This window comes from Pseudomonas sp. ICMP 8385 (assembly GCF_002699915.1).
In the GTDB taxonomy this organism is placed as follows: Bacteria; Pseudomonadota; Gammaproteobacteria; order Pseudomonadales; family Pseudomonadaceae; genus Aquipseudomonas; species Aquipseudomonas gessardii.
In genome coordinates, this window is the sequence record NZ_LKBY01000157.1 from 63,754 (window position 1) to 83,692 (window position 19,939).

The following is a 19,939-nucleotide window of genomic DNA, read 5'->3' on the forward strand; positions in this document are numbered from 1 at the left end:
GGGGTATTGGGGTAGCTAATGCAGCGCTTGTGCCAAGTCGTGAAAAGCCGGGGTTATTGGGGTTTGGGTCGGTGCGGCAAGGCTTTTGCGCACCATTTGAAGGCGCGCTGCCCAGAATTGGGCCATCGGGTTACAAGGACAGCAGATACAGCAACACCAGGTTGATCAGCACCGACACCAATGCCAGGGTTTGCCAGACCTTCAGCGGCTCGCGTTGCAGCAGCGGCCGCGGGCGCAGGCTCAGTTCGCGGCGCTCGGCCTGCTCCAGGACCAGCAGCCACTCCTCGGCGGTTTCGTAACGTTGATCGGCTTGCGCGGCCACCGAGCGCTCCAGGCTCTGCTGCAACCAGTCGGGCAGGTCCGGGCGATAACGACTGGCGCTGACGGGCGTGTTGAACCGGGGCCGCTGGAAAGCTTCGATTTCACCGTAGGGATAGTGCCCGGTCAGCAGGTAATACAGGCTCACGCCGACGCTGTACAAATCCTGCTGCGGAGTCGGACGTTCGCCGCCGAAGGCTTCGGGAGCGATAAAGCTGGGGGTGCCCGGCAGCAGGTGGGCACGGTCTTCGGATAACCCGGGGCAATAGGCCAGGCCAAAATCCAATACCCGCAGTTCGCCGTCATCGCCCAGCAGCAGGTTTTCCGGCTTGATGTCGCGGTGCAGGATTTGCCGGCGATGCAGCATGCCCACCGCGCGCAGCAAACGCTCGGCGATGGACTGCCATTGCGCCAGCGGCAACGGGCCTTGCTGCTGGAACAGTTGGGCCAGGGTCTGCCCGCTGTATTCACGCATCACGTAGTACAAATGCTGACGCCCGCCGGCCGGGTGGACTTCAGGAAAGGCCCGCCCGGCCACCCGGCGCAGAAACCATTCTTCTGCGAGCAAGGCCTGGCCGGCGTCATGATCATCATCGTGGCCAGGGGGTAGGGTTTTCAGCAGCCAGGGTTGCTGCAGGGCATCGCGCACCCGGTACAGCAACGACTGGCGACTGTGCGCCAGCACGCGTTCTACCTGCCAGCCTTCAAAGGCTTGCCCGGCCTTCAGCGGTGGCGGCAACGGCCATTGCTGCAACTGCGCCAGTGCATCGCCCAGGGTCGCGGCGCCGAGCTGGTCGATGCGCACCAGCAGGGCGCTGGCGTTGTCCTGGCTGCCTGCCAGGTGCGCGGCGTTGACCAGCGTAGTGACGGCCAGGTCCAGGTCGGCCTGTTCGCGCAGGATCGCGCGGATGCTGTGATCGGCCAGGGTCGACCACACACCGTCGCTGAGCAGCAGGAAGCATTCGCCCTGGCGCAGTTCACCGTCGAGAAAGTCCACCACCAGATGCTGGTCCAGGCCCAGGGCACGCTTGAGCACATGCTGCATGCCCGGTTGCTCCCAGACATGCTCTTGAGTGATGCGCAGCAGTTCGCCATCGAACCAGCGATACACCCGGCAGTCACCGACATGCGCCAGGGTAAAGCGCTGCCCGCGAAACACCAGGGCGCTGAGGGTGGTCAGCAACGGCTGGCCGCCGCCATTGGCCTGTAACCAGCGATTCTGTGCCAGCAACAAGCGGTCCAGGGCCTGGGCCACGCCCCAGGTCTGCGGCGTGGCATAGTAGTCCAGGGCCAGGGCCTGCAAGGTCGAACGCGCGGCCAGGCCGCCGTCGGCACATTGGCTGACACCATCGGCGATGGCACACAGATAGCCCTTGCTCGCGGCCAGTTCCGGGGCCGGGGTGACCAGGCGCAGGGCGTCCTGGTTTTCCGCCCGTGGCCCGATGGCGCTGGCCTGAGCCACGCTCAGTTGCAGGCTCATCAGACTCGCGCTGCGGTGACGGCTGCCGAACCCCAGGTGGTCCTCCAGCGCCGCTTCACGCCGTACAGGCCGAACCACGCCAGCACGCCCAAGCTGGCGAACAGCCACAGCGCCAACTGGTAGCTGCCGGTGCTTTGCTTGATTGCGCCCATGCCTGCCGCCAGGGCGAAACCGCCGATGCCGCCGGCCATGCCGATCAGCCCGGTCATCACGCCAATCTCCCGGCGAAAGCGCTGGGGCACCAGTTGGAACACCGCGCCGTTACCGGCACCCAGGCCGAGCATGGTGCACACGAACAGGGCCAGTGCGGCGTAGGAGCTGGGCAGGTTGAAACCCACGGCAGCGATGCACACGGCCGCCACGCCGTACATGCCCAGCAAGGTGCGGATCCCGCCGAAACGGTCGGCCAGGGCACCGCCCAGGGGCCGCATCAGGCTGCCGCCGAACACGCAGGCGGCGGTGTAGTAGCCGGCAGTGACCGGGCTCAAGCCATATTGGTCGTTGAAGTAGCCGGGCAGGGCGCTGGCCAGGCCGATAAAACCACCGAAGGTCACGCTGTAGAAGAACATGAACCACCAACTGTCGCGGTCGCCCAGGGCCTTGAAATAGTCGGCCATGGATTTGGCTTTCGGTCGCTCTGGCGCATTGCGCGCCAGCCAGGCGAAGACCAGCAGGGTCAGGATCAGCGGGATCAGGGCAAAGCCAAACACGTTGCTCCAGCCAAAGGCGGCGGCGATCAACGGCGCCAGCAGGGCGGCGAACACGGTGCCGGAGTTGCCGGCGCCGGCGATGCCCATGGCCTTGCCCTGGTGTTCGGCGGGGTACCACTGGGACGCCAGTGGCAGGGCCACGGCAAACGAGGCCCCGGCCATGCCGAGGAACAGCCCCAGCAGCAGCGCCTGTTCATAGCTGTGGATCCCCAGCTTCCAGGCACAGAACAGCGCCACAATCACGATCACCTGGCCAATCAGGCCGGCGGTCTTGGGCGACAGCTTGTCCGCCAGCATGCCCATCAAGAAGCGCAGGATCGCCCCCGCCAGGATCGGTGTGGCAACCATCAGCCCGCGTTGCTGGGTGGTCAGTTGCAGGTCGGCGGCGATCTGTACCGCCAGCGGGCCCAATAGATACCAGACCATGAAACTCAGGTCGAAATACAGGAACGCGGCAAACAAGGTCGGGGTGTGCCCGGATTTCCAGAAGCTTGATTTCATCACGCACCTCAGATGGGGGATCTTGTAGAAGGCCTGGTGATGGAACGGCCGGCCAGGGCCGCCCCACCGAAACGAAAAAACGCCGCCACCGGGTTCGCCTGGGCCAACCGGATGTGCGACGTCTTTGTCGTGGAGGGGCAACCGCCGTTGGTTACCTGTGATGTTTACATAGCAAGTCTTGCGCCAACCGTGACGCCGCCATCGCGGGCAAGCCCGCTCCCACATTTAAAATGCATTCCAATGTGGGAGCGGGCTTGCCCGCGATGGCGGTTTTGTAGATGCCGCTGTCTCAACCCAACAACTCACTCATGGCAATAATCTGCTCCGCCACCTGGATCAGCTTCTGCTGGCGGCTCATGGCCTGGCGGCGCATCAGGGTGTAGGCCTGTTCCTCGTTGCAGTCCTTCATTTTCATCAGCAAGCCCTTGGCCAGCTCGATGCGCTTGCGTTCCGCCAGTTGCTGGTCGCGGGCCTGCAGTTGTGCACGCAGGGCCTGGTCGCTCTCGAAGCGCGCCATGGCCACGTCGAGGATCGGTTGCAGGCGCTGGGCCTGGATCCCTTCGACGATGTAGGCGCTGACCCCGGATTTGATCGCCTGACGCATCACCCCGGGGTCATGTTCGTCGGTAAACATCACGATGGGCCGCGGTTGGTCGCGGCTCACCAGCACCACTTGCTCCATCACATCGCGCCCGGGTGACTCGGTATCGATCAGAATCACATCCGGGCGCACCGTTTCGACGCGCGCCGGCAGGTCGATGGTCAGGCCGGATTCGTCGATCACCTCAAAGCCGGCCTCGGTCAGCGCGCTCCTGAGGCGCCCGACTTTGCGCGGGGTGTCATTGATCAGCAGGATTCGCAGCATGGGTGGCCTCCCTTCAGCGCAGGGCGTGGCGGACAACATCGTCGGCCAGGGCATGCAGGCGGAAACTGCGGGCGTAGCCGGCCGGGTCCGAGCCGTCCCAGACCTTGCCATCGATCAATTGGCTGCTGCGCATGTCCTCGCCCCTGGCCGCTACACCCACCGCGCTTGCGGCCTGGCGATAGAGCGCCAGTTGCTGCACCTGCCGGGCAACCGCGAGGTAATCGGGGTCTTCACGCAAAAGCCCCCAGCGGCGGAACTGGGTCATGAACCACATGCCGTCGGACAGGTAAGGCAGGTTGACCTCGCCACCGCCATGGAAGCGCAGCGCGTGCCCGTCTTGCCAGTGGTTGCCCAGGCCATCGTCATAAGCCCCCAGCAGGCGCGGCTCGATGCAGTCGAGGGGCGCGTCCAGGTAATCCCTGGCACTGAGCAGTTGCGCGGTGGAGCGCCGGTTCTCCAGGCTGTCGTCGATAAAGCGGCTGGCCTCCAGGATCGCCATCACTAGCACGCGGGCGGTGTTGGGGTATTGCTCGACAAACGCCTGGGTGCAGCCCAGGACTTTTTCCGGGTGATCCGGCCAGATCGCCTGGCTGGTGGCGAGGGTAAAGCCCTGGTTCTGCTGCACCGCACTGGCGCACCAGGGTTCGCCGACGCACAGGCCGTCGATTCGCCCGGCTTGCAGGTGCGCGACCATCTGCGGCGGCGGCACCACCACACTGTCGACATCGCGCAGTGGATGAATGCCCTGGCTGGCCAGCCAGTAATACAGCCACATGGCGTGGGTGCCGGTGGGAAACGTCTGGGCGAAGGTGAGTTTTGTGCGGCTTTGGTGCACCTTGCGCGCCAGCGCCTCAGGGCGGGTCACGCCCTGCTGCTGTAGGCCCTGGGACAGGTTGATGCCTTGGCCGTTCTGGTTCAGGCCCATGAGCACTGCCATGTCGGTCGGCGCAACGCCGCCGATGCCCAGGTGCACGGCATAGATCAGGCCGTACAGGCTATGGGCGGCGTCCAGTTCGCCACTGACCAGCTTGTCGCGCAGGCCGGCCCAGGATGACTGGCGCTTGAGGTTCAAGGTCAGGCCATAGGGCTGGGCAAACCCCTGGGTCGCCGCGACCACCAGCGAGGCGCAATCGCTCAAGGCCATGAAGCCCAGGTCGAGGCTGCTCTTTTCCGGGGCATCGCTGCCGTTGACCCAGGCCAGGGGGTTATTGGCCTGGCTGTTGCCGACCTGATCAATCATCAACACCTACCTTCTGTGTGAAAAAAAGGCGCCGCTCCAGCCCCCGGCCGGTCACGACACCTTTGTCCTTGAGCCCGTTGCGTCGTTGGCGCGGGCCGCGATATGCAACCAAAGCAAGGCACATGCCACGGCGTGTGGGGGAGCGGTGGCCGATCAGGTTTTCATCAAGATTGCCGCGCAGTGGCCTTTCACTATGGCGCTCCTTCATGCAACGCCACCCAGGAAACCCAGCGTGCTCCTTGATCGACTGACCGCAGCCACCTGCCGTGCCTTTCTGCAGCGCGGGCTGCTGGGCGGGTTGTTGATATTCAATGCCCTGCCTGCCGTGGGCGAGACCTCCCTGGTGTGGGACGAAAGCCTGCAAGGCTTTTTCAGTCGGCTCGCGTTGCCCTTGGGCCAGCCCATCGTGGTCAGCAGGCAGGCGGCGGGCAAGCGCATTACCGGGCAGTTTGATTTTGCCAATGCGCAAGCGGTATTGGAGGCGGTGGCGTTGCAGCACGAACTGATCTGGTACAGCGACGGCCAGGTGCTGCATCTGTATGACGCGAGCGAGGCCAAGAGTTCCGGGGTGATCCTGCGGCATCTGACGGTCGACAGGTTGCGCCAGGTCATGGCGCGCTCGGGGCTGGATGAGACGCGCTACCCCCTGCGCAAGGCCGGTCCGCGATTGTTTTATGTGTCAGGCCCCGCCAATTACGTCGATCACGTTTTGCGCCTGGCCCAGCTTATGGACCGCCCGCGTCCGGCACGGCACCAGGGCTTGCCGCGAGTGGGGGTCGTCCAGGTGTTCAATGTCGACGTCGCGGACCATCAGTCCGGCACGGGGGCGCAACACGTTACCGTGCCCGGCATGGCGACGCTGCTCGAACGACGGCTTGCCGATCTGGGGCTGAAGGCAGGCCTTGGCGCAACGATTATCGCCTACCCGCAGACCAACAGCCTGTTGATCAAGGGAAGCGAGCAGCAATTATGGCTTATCAAGAAACTGGTGGCCGAGCTGGATATACCCACGCTCGCGGTGGAGGTGGCTTCGGATGGGCCTGCGTCGCAGAAGACCCTGGCGGGGGTTAATGGCGTTTCGGCTCCCCCCGTTTCGACCCCCCTGAGCGTCGATCAATACGAGCGTGTGCGGCGTGCATTTGCGCGCATCGCCGAGCAATGAACCCCAGCATGGCCAGCCCCGAACGGGGGGCGATGGTCTTGAAAGTTCCTACGAAACACTCCCGGAAAACTTTGATGCAGCGGGCTTTTTCCTAGCGTGAAATTGGCGGCGGGTTTCTATAGTCGTGATATCTCCCAGGCGTTGCGATCTCCAAAGTCAAGGCGCCGTGAATGTCAGACAGGAACAGAGGTTTGAATGGTTGCTGCAATTGATGGCCTGGCCATGGTCTCCCTGGCCTTTGGTAGTTGGAAGTTGCAGGGTGATGGCAGGTTGACCGCCGACGGTCGCGACATTCAGTTACCGCCCAAGGAGTTTCATGTCTTGCGCCTGTTGCTGGCCACGCCCGGCGTACTGGTCACCAAAGACTATCTGTTGGAGCAGGTCTGGCCCCATGCCGATATTGCCGAGGAATCCCTGACCCGTTGCATCTACGCGTTGCGCAAGCAAATGCAGGGCGACAGGCGATTGATTGCGACGGTGTATGGCCGCGGCTATCGCTTCAATGGCCGGGTGCGGGTGATCGAACGGCCTGACCAGGCGGCGCCGACGGTAAGTGCCCCACCCCGTATTTGCCCGGCCTGTGGATGGTGCGCCGAACTGGGTGTCGAGCGGGTATGAGGCGAGCCGCCAGGCTGGGGTTGCTGCTGTTTATCCTGGGTGGGGCGAGTGAGGCCAGGGCTTATTGTTGGGCCGAGGTCGCCCGCCAGTACGATATCGAGCCGGAGTTGCTGCAGGCCATTGCCGCCGTGGAGTCTGGCTATCGCGCCGAAGCCATGAACTACAGCAATAACAACGGCACCCGCGACATTGGCCTGATGCAAATCAACAGCATCCATCTGCCGCGCCTGCTCAAGCTGGGGATTACCGAGCAGCGACTGCTGGATGAGCCGTGCCTGTCGGTGGAGGTGGGAGCCTCGATCCTGGCCGACTTCATCAAGCAGTTTGGCTACAACTGGACCGCCGTGGGGGCCTACAACGTCGGGCCAGGCGCTGGGCCCGAGCGTGACGCGCTGCGTCTGCGTTATGCGCAGAAGATCTGGGCGCGCTACGAAGAATTGATGGCCCACCGCAAAGGATGAACGAGCGTCGGGTGTGCCATGCCTCGCACGTACCCGCCACCCCGGCTATAATCGCCGCCACCTTTCGCCGCCATCCGAGTCAAGCCCGCCCATGTATACCCTGGCCCGCCAGCTGTTGTTCAAACTCTCCCCGGAAACTTCCCACGATCTGTCCCTGGACCTGATCGGCGCGGGTGGCCGCCTGGGGCTCAATGGCCTGGTGTGCAAGGCGCCGGCGAAGATGCCGGTGTCGGTGATGGGGCTCGACTTCCCCAACCCGGTTGGCCTGGCGGCTGGCCTGGACAAGAACGGCGCGGCCATCGACGGCTTTGCGCAGTTGGGGTTTGGCTTTGTCGAGATCGGCACGGTTACGCCGCGCCCACAGCCAGGCAATCCCAAACCGCGCATTTTCCGCCTGCCGGAGGCCGAGGCGATCATCAATCGCATGGGCTTCAACAACCTGGGGGTCGATCACTTGCTGTCGCGGGTGCAGGCCGCCAAATACAAGGGCATCCTGGGGATCAATATCGGCAAGAACTTCGATACCCCCGTGGAACGTGCGGTGGATGACTACCTGATCTGCCTGGACAAGGTCTACGCCCACGCCAGCTATGTGACGGTCAACGTCAGCTCGCCCAACACCCCGGGCCTGCGCAGCCTGCAGTTTGGCGATTCCCTCAAGCAACTGCTTGAAGCCCTGCGCCAGCGCCAGGAAGACCTGGCGGTACGCCATGGCAAGCGCGTGCCGTTGGCGATCAAGATCGCCCCGGACATGAGCGACGAAGAAACCGTGCTGGTGGCCCAGGCCCTGGTGGATTCGGGGATGGACGCGGTGATTGCGACCAACACCACCCTCAGCCGTGCCGGCGTCGAAGGCCTGGCCTACGGTGACGAGGCCGGTGGGCTGTCCGGTGCGCCGGTGCGTGACCAGAGCACCCATATCGTCAAGGTGCTGGCGGCCGAGTTGGCCGGGCGTTTACCGATCATTGCCGTGGGCGGGATCACCGAAGGCAAACACGCGGCCGAGAAAATCGCCGCCGGTGCCAGCCTGGTGCAGTTGTATTCTGGGTTTATCTACAAGGGGCCGGCGTTGATTCGCCAGGCGGTGGACGCCATCGCGGCGTTACCCAAAGCCTGAACCCATAAAAAAGGGCTCCTCGAAGGAGCCCCTGGGCCGAAGCCCGCCGCCCGGATGGGGCGTGCGTGGTTAAGTTGTTACATTCTTCAAGGTGTTTGTCGGAATTTAAGTGCCCTGATTAGCCGACGGCGTGAAGTTCGTTGAGTCTGTGGATCCCCGCAGTGCCGGTCATACCGTCCCAGTTGTCGCCGCGTCCTTCGCGCCAGCCGTTGATCCAGGCTTGGCGTACTGACGGTAGAGTAAATGGGCAAAGCTCACGGGATTTGCCATGAACGCCATACTGATATCCGCGTAAAAATGCTCTTTCCAACGGATCACGCTTAAGTCTTCTCATAGGGTGTTTCCCTCACTTGTTGACTGTCTTGATATCCTTCGACCTCGTCCGAGGTCGGGCAGAGTTTTTCTGCCGTTGGTGTGGCTCGCTGCCGGCGTGGCGAGCCGATGTGTCAGCGTCGTTGCGGCGCTAACCTGTGTTGAGTTCTAACCAATAGGTCACATGGTTTCAATGATCGTTTTGTCATAAGCACGTAACGATAATGATGCTATAGCCATAAGCTGGTGGGGCTTTTCGCCCCATTTATTGGGCAAAGCCAGCTATGATGTGCCCTGTATAGGAGGATGGGTTTAATCCTTCAGTGAGAATACCCGCTGCTTGCAGTCGGTTATTATTCGACGAAGGGTCGGAATATTTCCTTTTGTTGCAAACATTCTCGATCTGCCCCGGCAATCAAGGCCTACAGGCCTGGACACCGGGGTGGAACGGCACACATTCGTGCCACGCGAGCGCTCTTCAAGAAAAGCGCTTGATTGAAAACCGAACGCGCGATGCGTCGCCCGTTCACTTATTGCTGAAAAGCCTGGAATCCCCATGTCGGACCGTTACGAACTCTTCCTCACTTGCCCCAAGGGCCTCGAAGGCCTGCTGATCGAGGAAGCCGTCGGGCTTGGCCTTGAAGACGCGCGCGAGCACACCTCGGCCGTGCGCGGCATGGCCGACATGGAAACCGCCTATCGCCTGTGCCTCTGGTCGCGCCTGGCCAACCGTGTGTTGCTGGTGCTCAAGCGCTTCCCGATGAAGGATGCCGAAGACCTGTACCACGGCGTACTGGATATCGAATGGCAAGACCATATGGTCCCGGATGGCACCCTGGCGGTGGAGTTCAGCGGCCACGGTTCGGGCATCGACAACACCCACTTCGGCGCGCTGAAGGTCAAGGATGCGATTGTCGACAAGCTGCGCACCCCGACCGGCGAACGTCCGTCCATCGACAAGATCAACCCCGACCTGCGCATTCACCTGCGCCTGGACCGTGGCGAAGCGATCCTCTCCCTCGACCTGTCCGGCCACAGCCTGCACCAGCGCGGTTACCGCCTGCAGCAGGGCGCGGCACCGTTGAAGGAAAACCTCGCGGCGGCGATTCTGATCCGTGCCGGTTGGCCGCGCATTGCCGCGGAAAATGGCGCGCTGACCGACCCGATGTGCGGCGTCGGCACCTTCCTGGTCGAAGGCGCGATGATCGCCGCCGACATGGCCCCCAACCTCAATCGCGAACAGTGGGGCTTCACCGCCTGGCTTGGCCATGTGCCGGCCCTGTGGAAAAAACTCCATACCGAGGCCAGCGAGCGTGCGGCTATCGGCATGAACAAGCCGCCCCTGTGGATCCGTGGTTACGAAGCCGACCCGCGCCTGATCCAGCCCGCGCGCAACAACATCGAGCGTGCTGGCCTGAGCCACTGGATCAAGATCTACCAGGGCGAAGTCGGCACCTTCGAGCCGCGCCCGGACCAGAACCAGAAAGGCCTGGTGATCTGCAACCCGCCCTACGGCGAACGCCTGGGTGATGAAGCCAGCCTGTTGTACCTCTACCAGAACCTTGGCGAGCGTCTGCGCCAGGCGTGCATGGGCTGGGAAGCGGCGGTGTTTACCGGCGCCCCGGACCTGGGCAAGCGCATGGGCATTCGTAGCCACAAACAGTACTCGTTCTGGAACGGCGCCTTGCCGTGCAAGCTGCTGCTGATCAAGGTCAACCCGGACCAGTTCGTCACCGGCGAGCGCCGCACCCCGGAACAGCGCCAGGCCGAACGTGAGCAGGCCGCCTACGACCAGGCCCCGACCGAGCCGCAAGAGCGCCAGTACAACAAGAACGGCAACCCGATCAAGCCCGCGCCGGTCCCGGCTCCGGTGGTTGAGCAGGCGCGCTTGAGCGAAGGCGGGCAGATGTTTGCCAACCGCCTGCAAAAGAACCTCAAACTGCTGGGCAAGTGGGCCAAGCGCGAGGGGGTCGATTGCTACCGCGTGTACGATGCCGATATGCCGGAATACTCCATGGCCATCGACCTGTACCACGACTGGGTGCACGTCCAGGAATACGTGGCGCCCAAATCCATCGACCCGGAGAAAGCCTCGGCGCGCATGTTCGATGCCCTGGCCGCGATTCCCCAGGCGTTGAACATCGACAAGAGCCGGGTGGTGGTCAAGCGCCGCGAGCGTCAGAGCGGCACCAAGCAGTACGAGCGCCAGAGCGCCCAGGGCAAGTTCACCGAGGTCAGCGAAGGCGGGGTGAAGCTGCTGGTCAACCTGACCGACTACCTGGACACCGGCCTGTTCCTCGACCACCGCCCGATGCGCATGCGCATCCAGAAAGAAGCCGCCGGCAAGCGCTTCCTCAACCTGTATTGCTACACCGCTACCGCCAGTGTGCACGCGGCCAAGGGCGGTGCGCGCAGCACCACCAGCGTCGATCTGTCGAAAACCTACCTGGACTGGGCACGGCGCAACCTGTCACTCAATGGCTTCTCCGACAAGAACCGCCTGGAGCAGGGGGATGTGATGGCATGGCTGGAAGCCAGCCGTGATGAGTTCGACCTGATCTTCATCGACCCGCCGACCTTCTCCAACTCCAAGCGCATGGAAGGTGTGTTCGACGTCCAGCGTGACCATGTGCAATTGCTCGACCTGGCCATGGCCCGCCTGGCACCGGGCGGGGTGCTGTACTTCTCCAACAACTTCCGCAAGTTCCAGTTGGAAGACAACCTGGGCGAGCGTTATGCCGTCGAGGACATCAGCGATAAAACCATCGACCCGGATTTTGCCCGTAACGCGAAAATCCACCGCGCCTGGAAAATCACCGCGCGTTGATCGGCCTTGAAGCCGCAGGCCTGGATTTTTCCGGGTTCGCGGCTTTTTTGCGCTGGTCAAAAGTGGACTCGATGGCTATAACTAACCTCTTAGCCAAAGTGGCGCCCCTGCACGCTGGTGTTGCGAGTTTTACCTATGCCGTTGCAAGCCGTCCGCCCGAAAATACTGGGATTTATCAGCGAACAGGCGTCGGCTTGGCTGGTGGCGTTGGTGGTTGTGCTGGTGGGTGTGGCGCTCACCGTCGTGCTGGCACTGGCCACGGCCGATCTGCATCGCCAGCAGGTCCGCCAGCGTTTTCAGCTATTGGTCAACGAACGCTATAGCCGCCTGGAAGAGCGTTTTGAAGACCAGGAACAGCGCCTGGGCAGCCTGCGTCGCTTTTTCGTCAACTCCCATGATGTGTCCCGCGAAGAGTTCGATGGGTTCGCCCAGCCGTTGCTGTTGCGCGCGCGCGCCTATGCCTGGGCGCCACGTATATTTCGCGATCAGCGCCAGGCGTTTGAACAACAGGTGTCACGTCAGCGCGGTACGTCTTTCGCCATTCGCGAGCTGAACGAGGCCGGGGCGCTGGTGCCGGCGGGGGAGCGTGACGAATATGTGCCGGTGATGTACAGCCAGACCCAAAGCCTGCTCGGCTCGCCCCTGGGGTTCGACCTGCTGGCCCAGCCACTGCGCCGCTCGACGATCGAGCGGGCGTACCGTTCCGGGACCATCGCCGTGTCCCAGCCCATGTCGCTGGTGGGGGTGGAGCCGGCGTATGCCATGGGGGTGTTGCTGGTAGCGCCCGTTATTCGACCGTTCACCGCGCAAATGCCCTACAACGAACCCTACGGTTTCGTCATGGCGGTGATCAGCATGCGCCAATTGATGGCCGATGGTTTGCCCAAGCCCGCGCGCGATAACCTGGTGATGCAGATTGTCGATACTTCCGATACCCAGCAGCGGGTGCTCTATGAGTCGGATAATGCCGTGGGCGATAGCAGCCTGGAGGCGATCCGCCGGCTGACCCTGGGCGATCATGTCTACGCCCTGAGCCTGCGCCCCAGCCAGGTCTTCACCCAGGCCAATCATTCCGCGTTCACCAGTATCCTGGTCATGGGCTGTTTGCTCAGCCTGTTGCTCAGCGCCTTGCTCTACGTACTGGTCAGCCAGCGTCAGCGGGCAGTGAGGCTGGTACAGCAGCGCACCAGGCAATTGCACCAGCGCGAGTATGAGTTGCGCGGTGCCCATGGTCAGTTGCGCAGTGTGCTGAATGCCGCGACCCAGGTGGCGATCATTGCCACGGACTTGCGTGGCGTGATCAGCACCTTCAATGCGGGGGCCGAGCAGATGCTGGGTTATCAGGCTGACCAGGTACTCGGTCACATGACCCTCGAAAGCCTGCACCTGGCGCCCGAACTGGAAGCCCGTGCGGTGCAGTTGAGCCTGGCGCTGGGCAAACGGATCATGCCCGGCCAGGCGATGCTGGTGGAGGGCATCGACCGCCTGCATGAGGCGCGGGAGTGGACGTTGGTACGCAAGGACGGTAGCCAGTTGACCGTGAATATGCTGGCCACGGCCTTGCTTGACGATCATGGTTTGTGGGTCGGCCACCTGGCGATCTGCCTGGATGTCACCGAACAGAAACGCGCTTATGAGGCCCTGGCGGCGCGGGATCGCTTACTGAAAAAACTCAGTGCCCATGTGCCGGGCGGGATCTTCCAGTTCACCCTTGAACCCAATGACAACTGGCGGTTTATCTACGCCAGCGACGGTATCCGCGATATCTACGAAATCGACCCGGGGTTGCTGCAACAGGATGCCAAGCAAGTCTTTGAGCGTATCCATCCCCAGGATGCTGAACGCATCCGCGCGTCCATCCGCCTGTCAGCGTTGCAATTGAGCCACTGGCGCGAAGAGTACCGGGTGCAACTGCCGGGGCGGGGCTTGCGTTGGATCCGTGGCGAGGCGACGCCGGAAGAGTTACCTGGCGGCGGTACGCTATGGCATGGCTATGTGTCGGATATCTCCGATCTCAAACGGGTGGAGGAAGAGCTGCGAGCACTGTCCATCACCGACTCGCTGACGGGGATCCATAATCGTCGCTACTTCCAGGACCGCTTGAAGGCCGAAATGAGCCGGGTCCGACGCACATCGGGGGCACTGGCGCTGATCATGCTGGATATCGATCACTTCAAGCGCATCAATGACCAGCATGGGCATGCGGTGGGGGATGGCGTGCTGCAGGAACTGTGTCGGCGTATCCGCCTGCGCGTGCGCCGCAGTGATGTGTTCTGTCGCCTGGGGGGCGAGGAGTTCATGGTGCTGTGTCCGAACACCGATGGCGTCCAGGCCTACAGCCTGGCGGTTGACTTGTGGGAAGTGCTGCGCAGTACGCCGATGGACGGCGTTGGGACGGTAACGGCCAGTTTCGGCGTGGCCAGTTGGCGGGTCGATGAGGGCGTGGATAGCTTGTTGCTGCGCGCGGACTCGGCGGTGTATGCGGCCAAGCAGGCGGGTCGGGATCGGGTCGAGGCGCAGCGGTTGCCTGCCTGAGTACCGTATGCCGAATGTGGGGGCGGGCTTGTGTGGGAGCGGGCTTGCCCGCGATAGCTGTGGGTCAGTCAGCACATTTGGCACCTGATACACCGCCATCGCGGGCAAGCCCGCTCCCACACAAGCCCGCTCCCACATTGAGTCCGCATCTATAGGCCCGGTGCGGCCGCCGCCAGCTTCGGCTGGCGATACAGGTCCAGCAGCACCTGGTCCAGCACCGACGAGGCGCCCCATGGCTTCGGATCGTTGAGGATCGCCACCACCGCCCAGGTATTGCCATTGTTGTCACGGCTGAAGCCGGCAATCGCGCGCACGGTGTTCAGGGTGCCGGTCTTGACGTGGGCTTCACCGCGCAGGGCCGTGGTTTTCAGGCGCTTGCGCATGGTGCCATCACTGCCGGCAATCGGCATCGAGCTGATGAACTCGGCCGCATACGGGCTTCTCCAGGCGGCCTGCAGCATGGTCGCCATTTCCCGGGCGCTTACCCGTTCGGCACGGGACAGGCCGGAACCGTTCTCCATCACCAGGTGCGGCGCGGTGATGCCCTTTTTCGCCAGCCACTGGCGTACCACGCGTTGCGCGGCCTTGGCATCGTCGCCGTCGGCATCGGTGCGGTATTGCGCGCCGAGGCTGAGGAACAGTTGCTGGGCCATGGTGTTGTTACTGTATTTGTTGATGTCGCGGATGATCTCGGCCAGGTCCGGGGAGAATGTCCGGGCCAGGACCTTGGCGGTTTTCGGCACCGGGGCCAGCACGTCGCGGCCCTGGATCGTGCCGCCCAACTCTTTCCAGATCGCGCGCACGGCGCCTGCGGTGTAGGTGGCATGGTCGAGCAGCGACAGATACGTCTGCGAGCTGCAGCCATCGCCCAACTGGCCGCTGACGGTCACAGTGACACTGCCGTCGGCGGCGGTAACCGGGTTGTAGCGCACGTCCCCGGTGCACTGCTTGGCGTTGGTGGCCTTGACCTGATTGTCGATCTGAATGCTGGCAATCGGCGGTTCGACCGAGACCAACACCTTTCCTGAATCATTGCGGGTCACGAAGCGCAGGGCCTTGAGGTTGACCAGCAGGGCGTCCGGCTTGACCAGGAACGGCTTGTTGGCATCGTTGCCGTCGTCGTTGAATTCCGGTAATTGCGGCTGGATAAAGAAGCCACGGTCCAGCACCAGGTCGCCGGTGACTTGCTGTACGCCATTGGCGCGCAGGTCGCGCATCAGCAGCCAGAGTTTCTCCATGTTCAGCTTGGGATCGCCGCCGCCCTTGAGGTACAGGTTGCCCCGCAGGACGCCGCCACTGAGGGTGCCATCGGTATAGAACTCGGTTTTCCACTGATGGTTGGGGCCGAGCATTTCCAGGGCCGCGTAGGTGGTGACCAGCTTCATGGTCGACGCCGGGTTGACCGAGACGTCTGCATTGAACACCGTGGCGGTGCCGGGGCCATTGAGTGGGATCATCACCAGGGACAGCGCATTGTTTTGCAGTTTGGCTTTCTGCAGGGCTTCCTGGACTTTGGGGGGCAGGGTGGTATTGATCGGGGCGGCGGTGACAGAGAGGGCCAGGGGCAAAAGGAAACTGGCGAGTAATAATGGACGCAAGGATTTGATCATAAGAAGTAAGACCCTACTGCAGAGGAGGGTGAATGTGGCGGGGGCTATGTAAGAAAATCCCCCAGTGGTCATGAAAGTGTCGGCATTATGCCCAAGGTAGGGCGACTTGTGCTTCAACGATAGCTGCAAATGACGGATTTTTTTCGCGCTATGGTGCCACCCGTCTTGGATTGCCGGGCAATGATCGCCTTAAACTGGTAGAGTGCCGGCCGTTAATACTTAAGAGGATTGTTCCAATGGCGACTAACCGTTCCCGGCGTCTGCGCAAAAAACTGTGCGTTGATGAATTTCAAGAGCTGGGTTTCGAACTGAACCTGGATTTCAAAGAAGGTTTGGACGACGAAGCGGTTGACGCTTTCCTCGACGCCTTCCTGACCGAAGCAATGGATGGCAACGGCCTGGACTACGTGGGCGGCGACGACTTCGGTCTGGTCTGCAAAGCCACTCGTGGTTCGGTGACCGCTGAGCAGCGTGCAGCCGTTGAAGCGTGGCTCAAGGCTCGCCCAGAGCTGACCCGCGTTGAAGTCAGCGAATTGCTGGACGCCTGGCACCCAGAAAAGCCGATCAACCCGGCTGTCTGATGTCATGAAGAAGCGACCCGCCCGGGTCGCTTTTTCGTTTCAGGGTAATAATCAGGCCTTGCGCCAGTTCAGAATCGCCAGCGTCAACACCCCCGCGACAATCCCCCAGAATGCCGAGCCGATGGAAAACAGCGTCAACCCCGACGCCGTGACCATAAAGGTGATCAGCGCTGCTTCCCGTTCCCTGGGCTCATTCATGGCAATGCTCAGGCCATTGATGATCGAGCCAAACAAGGCCAATGCGGCAATCGACAGCACCAGTTCCTTGGGCAGTGCAGCGAACAACGCCGCCAAGGTCGCGCCAAATACCCCGGCAACCCCGTAGAAAATCCCACACCACATCGCTGCGGTGTAACGCTTGTTACGGTCTTCATGGGCATGGGGCCCGGTGCAGATGGCCGCGCTGATCGCTGCCAGGTTGATGCCGTGGGAGCCGAACGGCGCCAGCACCAGCGAAGCCAGGCCGGTGGCGGTGATCAGCGGCGAGGCGGGCACGTCGTAGCCGTCGGCGCGCAAGACCGCAACCCCCGGCATGTTTTGCGAGGTCATTGCCACCACAAACAGCGGAATACCGATGCTGATGGTCGCGGCCAGGGAGAAGTGCGGCGTGGTCCACACCGGCGTCGCCACTTCCAGGCTAAACCCGCTGAAGTCCAGGAGCCCCATCAGCCCGGACAAGGCCGTGCCGATCAGCAGCGCGGCCAGCACAGCATACCGGGGCGACAGGCGCTTGATGATCAGGTAGGTAAAGAACATGCCCAGTACCAGGGCCGTGCGGTGCTGTGCGGCGACGAAGATCTCGCTGCCGATCTTGAACAGGATCCCGGCCAGCAGCGCGGCGGCCAGCGAGGCGGGGATCTTCTTGACCAGTTTTTCAAAGCTGCCGGTGAGGCCGCAGAGGGTGACCAGTACGGCGCAGGTGATGTAGGCGCCGATGGCCTCGCCGTAGCTGACCCCACCCAGGCTGGTAATCAACAACGCCGCGCCGGGGGTCGACCAGGCGATGGTGATGGGCGTGCGGTAGCGCAGGGACAGGCCGATGCTGCACACTGCCATGCCGATGGAGATCGCCCAGATCCACGAGGAAATTTGCCCGGTGGTCAGGCCCGCAGACTGGCCGGCCTGGTACATCAGCACCAGGGAGCTGGTGTATCCGGTCATCATGGCGATAAAGCCGGCGACGATGGCCGAAGGCGAAGTGTCGGCCAGTGGACGCAGTGGCGTCAGGGGCGCGTCGGTCATGGTGCGGTATTCCTTGTACCTGGGAAATCGGGGAGGCAAGCCTAAACTCAAACGTAACTGACTGTTGCAATACAGCCGGCCGCGCAAACAGCCGTACAGTGTGTTGGCGCAATGGGTTGTGTACAATGTGCACTGTTTTTACGCGATACTTGCCAGCGACCCGCTGTACGCTTATTACAGTCAACGTCAATTCGCCGCCGTTCTCCCGACCCGAGTGCCCATGAACGAACAGTTGCAGCCCCTCAAGAAACAGCCGCGAGCCGGTAAGGCCGGTCGCAGTGGAACCCAGGACGATATCGTCTACGCGCATATCTTCGAGGCCATCCTCGAACAACGCCTGGCGCCCGGCACCAAATTGAGTGAAGAAGCACTGGGCGAGATCTTTGGCGTCAGCCGTACCATCATCCGTCGCGCCTTGTCGCGCCTGGCCCATGAAGGCGTGGTGTTGTTGCGCCCCAATCGGGGTGCGGTGGTGGCCAGCCCCAGTGTCGAGGAAGCCCGCCAGGTCTTCCTGGCCCGGCGCCTGGTCGAGCGGGCGATCACCGAGTTGGCAGTGCAGCATGCCTCGGCCGAAGAACTGGCCCAATTACGCCAGATGGTCAACGACGAGCGCGACAGTTTCTCCCGTGGCGATCGCGGCGCGGGTATCCGGCTGTCCGGCGAGTTCCACCTCAAACTGGCCGAGGCGGCAAAAAATGCCCCGCTGATCAGCTTCCAGCGCAGCCTGGTATCCCAGACTTCGCTGATCATCGCCCAGTATGAAAGCGGCAACCGCTCACACTGTTCCTACGACGAGCACACCCAGTTGATCGACGCTATCGAAGCCCGGGATGCGGCATTGGCGGTGAACCTGATGATGCATCACATGGATCACATCGACAGCAAGCTTAACCTCGATGAGGAAAGCGCATCGGATGATTTGCATGCGGTGTTCTCGCATTTGTTGCAGACCAAGAAGCCGGGCCGCCCCTCTATAAAACTGTAAACCCGACCAAAAATGTGGGAGCAGGCAAGCCAGCTCCTACATTGGTTTGGGGTGCCCTTCAAAGTCAGCGCTGATGCACCAGTTGGCCCGCTGCATACGTCTGCATCACCGCTCGATCATCCCCCAGCGTCATCAATACAAACAACGTCTCGGCAATGTGCTTGGCCTGCTTCAGGCGATAGCTGAGCAGCGGCGTGGCGTTGTAGTCCAGGACCAGGAAGTCGGCGTCGGTGCCCGGCTGCAGGGTGCCGATCTTGTCTTCCAGGCGCAGCGCCCTGGCACCGCCCAGGGTCGCCAGGTACAGGGACTTGAACGGGCTCAGGCGTGCGCCCTGCAATTGCATGACCTTGTAGGCTTCGTTCAGCGTTTGCAGCAGCGAGAAACTGGTGCCACCGCCCACGTCCGTGCCCAGGCCCACATTGAGCTGGTGCTTCTCGGCCATCGGCAGGTTGAACAGGCCGCTGCCGAGGAAGAAGTTCGACGTTGGGCAGAACGCCACGGCCGAACCGGCTTCGGCCAGCCGCGCGCACTCGTCGTCGCACAGGTGCACGCCATGGGCGAATACCGAACGTTCACCCAGCAGTTTGTAATGGTCGTACACATCCAGGTAGCCGCTGCGCTCCGGGAACAGTTCCTTGACCCATTGCACTTCCTGCAGGTTTTCGCTGATGTGCGTCTGCATGTACAGGTCCGGGTATTCCCCCAGCAATTGCCCGGCGAGGGTCAACTGTTCCGGGGTGCTGGTGGGGGCGAAGCGCGGCGTGACGGCGTAGTGCAAACGGCCCTTGCCGTGCCAGCGCTCGATCAGCGCCTTGCTTTCCTGGTAGCCGGACTCGGCGGTGTCGGTCAGGTAGTCCGGCGCATTGCGGTCCATCATCACCTTGCCGGCGATCATGCGCAGGTCGAGCTTCTCGGCGGCTTCAAAGAATGAGTTGACCGATTGCGGGTGCACGCTGCCGAACACCAGGGCGGTGGTGGTGCCGTTGCGCAGCAGTTCCTTGATAAAGATATCCGCCACTTCTTCGGCGTGGGCCTGGTCGGCGAATTGGCTTTCGCAAGGGAAGGTGTAGGTGTTGAGCCAATCCAGCAACTGTTCGCCGTAGGCACCGACCATGCCGGTTTGCGGCAGGTGGATATGGGTGTCGATCAGGCCGGGGGTGATCAGCGCATCCTGGTAATGGGTGACTTGGATGTCGGCCGCCAGCGTCGGCAGCAAGTCGCTGGCATGCCCCAGGGCGCTGATCTGGCCGTTATCGATGACCAACAGGCCGTCTTCAAAATACTCGTAGGAGGCTTCGATCCCAACGATGGCGGGGTCGGCGAGGCTGTGCAGGATGGCGGCACGGTAGGCTTTGCGAGTCAAAGGCATGGTCGT

The 19,939-nt window shown here is 62.5% G+C and carries 17 protein-coding genes; 8 read left to right on the top strand and 9 right to left on the bottom strand.

The features are described from left to right. Positions 1–130 precede the first annotated feature (130 nt). The 5 genes from AO268_RS30320 to AO268_RS32555 all read right to left on the bottom strand — a co-directional run bounded on the left by AO268_RS30320 (position 131) and on the right by AO268_RS32555 (position 5,322). Positions 131–1,798 (bottom strand): bifunctional protein-serine/threonine kinase/phosphatase, encoded by a 1,668-nt coding sequence (locus AO268_RS30320; protein ID WP_099170741.1) that lies wholly within the window; start codon positions 1,796–1,798, stop codon positions 131–133. Continuing rightward, on the bottom strand, positions 1,798–3,009 hold the full coding sequence (locus tag AO268_RS30325; RefSeq protein WP_099170742.1) for a nitrate/nitrite transporter: 1,212 nt from the start codon (positions 3,007–3,009) through the stop codon (positions 1,798–1,800). The genes AO268_RS30320 and AO268_RS30325 overlap by 1 nt, the downstream gene beginning before the upstream one ends. Before the next feature lie 289 nt (positions 3,010–3,298). Further along, positions 3,299–3,874: an ANTAR domain-containing response regulator gene (locus AO268_RS30330; RefSeq protein ID WP_076961203.1), complete on the bottom strand. Its 576-nt coding sequence runs from the start codon at positions 3,872–3,874 to the stop codon at positions 3,299–3,301. 13 nt (positions 3,875–3,887) lie between these two features. Beyond that, positions 3,888–5,114, bottom strand: a complete 1,227-nt coding sequence (locus tag AO268_RS30335; RefSeq protein WP_076961204.1) for a CmpA/NrtA family ABC transporter substrate-binding protein — start codon at positions 5,112–5,114, stop codon at positions 3,888–3,890. After that, positions 5,107–5,322, bottom strand: a complete 216-nt coding sequence (locus AO268_RS32555) for a hypothetical protein (RefSeq protein ID WP_141562860.1) — start codon at positions 5,320–5,322, stop codon at positions 5,107–5,109. Before AO268_RS32555 ends, AO268_RS30335 begins: the two co-directional genes overlap by 8 nt. A 24-nt stretch (positions 5,323–5,346) precedes the next feature. Between AO268_RS32555 and AO268_RS30340 the strand changes: the two genes are divergently transcribed. From AO268_RS30340 to AO268_RS30355, 4 genes are all read left to right on the top strand, one after another. Next, positions 5,347–6,276 carry a secretin N-terminal domain-containing protein gene (locus AO268_RS30340; protein ID WP_257154486.1) on the top strand — a complete coding sequence of 310 codons (930 nt, stop codon included), beginning with the start codon at positions 5,347–5,349 and terminating at the stop codon, positions 6,274–6,276. A gap of 195 nt (positions 6,277–6,471) precedes the next feature. Beyond that, positions 6,472–6,894, top strand: coding sequence for a winged helix-turn-helix domain-containing protein (locus AO268_RS30345; protein WP_257154487.1), 423 nt, complete (start codon positions 6,472–6,474; stop codon positions 6,892–6,894). Beyond that, the gene (locus AO268_RS30350; protein ID WP_076961208.1) at positions 6,891–7,355 is read left to right on the top strand and encodes a transglycosylase SLT domain-containing protein; all 465 of its coding nucleotides are present in this window, start codon (positions 6,891–6,893) and stop codon (positions 7,353–7,355) included. Before AO268_RS30345 ends, AO268_RS30350 begins: the two co-directional genes overlap by 4 nt. 91 nt (positions 7,356–7,446) lie before the next feature. Continuing rightward, positions 7,447–8,472, top strand: a complete 1,026-nt coding sequence (locus tag AO268_RS30355; protein WP_076961209.1) for a quinone-dependent dihydroorotate dehydrogenase — start codon at positions 7,447–7,449, stop codon at positions 8,470–8,472. 118 nt (positions 8,473–8,590) lie between these two features. Here the strand turns inward: AO268_RS30355 and rmf are convergent, their stop codons facing one another. Then, positions 8,591–8,806 carry a ribosome modulation factor gene (gene rmf, locus AO268_RS30360; protein WP_002553055.1) on the bottom strand — a complete coding sequence of 72 codons (216 nt, stop codon included), beginning with the start codon at positions 8,804–8,806 and terminating at the stop codon, positions 8,591–8,593. Between the two features lie 534 nt (positions 8,807–9,340). On the opposite strand from rmf, the gene rlmKL reads away from it, so the two are divergent. Continuing rightward, positions 9,341–11,611, top strand: coding sequence for a bifunctional 23S rRNA (guanine(2069)-N(7))-methyltransferase RlmK/23S rRNA (guanine(2445)-N(2))-methyltransferase RlmL (gene rlmKL, locus AO268_RS30370; RefSeq protein ID WP_076961210.1), 2,271 nt, complete (start codon positions 9,341–9,343; stop codon positions 11,609–11,611). 135 nt (positions 11,612–11,746) lie between these two features. Continuing rightward, complete coding sequence (locus tag AO268_RS30375; RefSeq protein ID WP_099170743.1) at positions 11,747–14,146, top strand: sensor domain-containing diguanylate cyclase; 2,400 nt, start codon at positions 11,747–11,749, stop codon at positions 14,144–14,146. Between the two features lie 149 nt (positions 14,147–14,295). On the opposite strand, the gene dacB is transcribed toward AO268_RS30375, so the two are convergent. Continuing rightward, positions 14,296–15,756, bottom strand: coding sequence for a D-alanyl-D-alanine carboxypeptidase/D-alanyl-D-alanine endopeptidase (gene dacB / locus AO268_RS30380; RefSeq protein WP_076961212.1), 1,461 nt, complete (start codon positions 15,754–15,756; stop codon positions 14,296–14,298). 236 nt (positions 15,757–15,992) lie between these two features. Between dacB and AO268_RS30385 the strand changes: the two genes are divergently transcribed. Continuing rightward, positions 15,993–16,337, top strand: a complete 345-nt coding sequence (locus AO268_RS30385) for a YggL family protein (protein WP_032863368.1) — start codon at positions 15,993–15,995, stop codon at positions 16,335–16,337. 51 nt (positions 16,338–16,388) lie between these two features. Here AO268_RS30385 and AO268_RS30390 read toward each other — a convergent pair whose 3' ends face one another. Further along, positions 16,389–17,579 carry a benzoate/H(+) symporter BenE family transporter gene (locus tag AO268_RS30390; protein ID WP_076961213.1) on the bottom strand — a complete coding sequence of 397 codons (1,191 nt, stop codon included), beginning with the start codon at positions 17,577–17,579 and terminating at the stop codon, positions 16,389–16,391. A 220-nt stretch (positions 17,580–17,799) separates the two neighbouring features. Here AO268_RS30390 and AO268_RS30395 point away from each other — a divergent pair, with 220 nt between their 5' ends. Then, entirely contained in the window at positions 17,800–18,564 is a 765-nt protein-coding gene (locus AO268_RS30395) for a GntR family transcriptional regulator (protein WP_099170744.1), read from the top strand. Between the two features lie 64 nt (positions 18,565–18,628). On the opposite strand, the gene guaD is transcribed toward AO268_RS30395, so the two are convergent. Further along, a complete protein-coding gene (gene guaD, locus AO268_RS30400; protein WP_099170745.1) occupies positions 18,629–19,933 on the bottom strand; it encodes a guanine deaminase in 1,305 nt (434 codons plus the stop codon). Positions 19,934–19,939 lie beyond the last annotated feature (6 nt).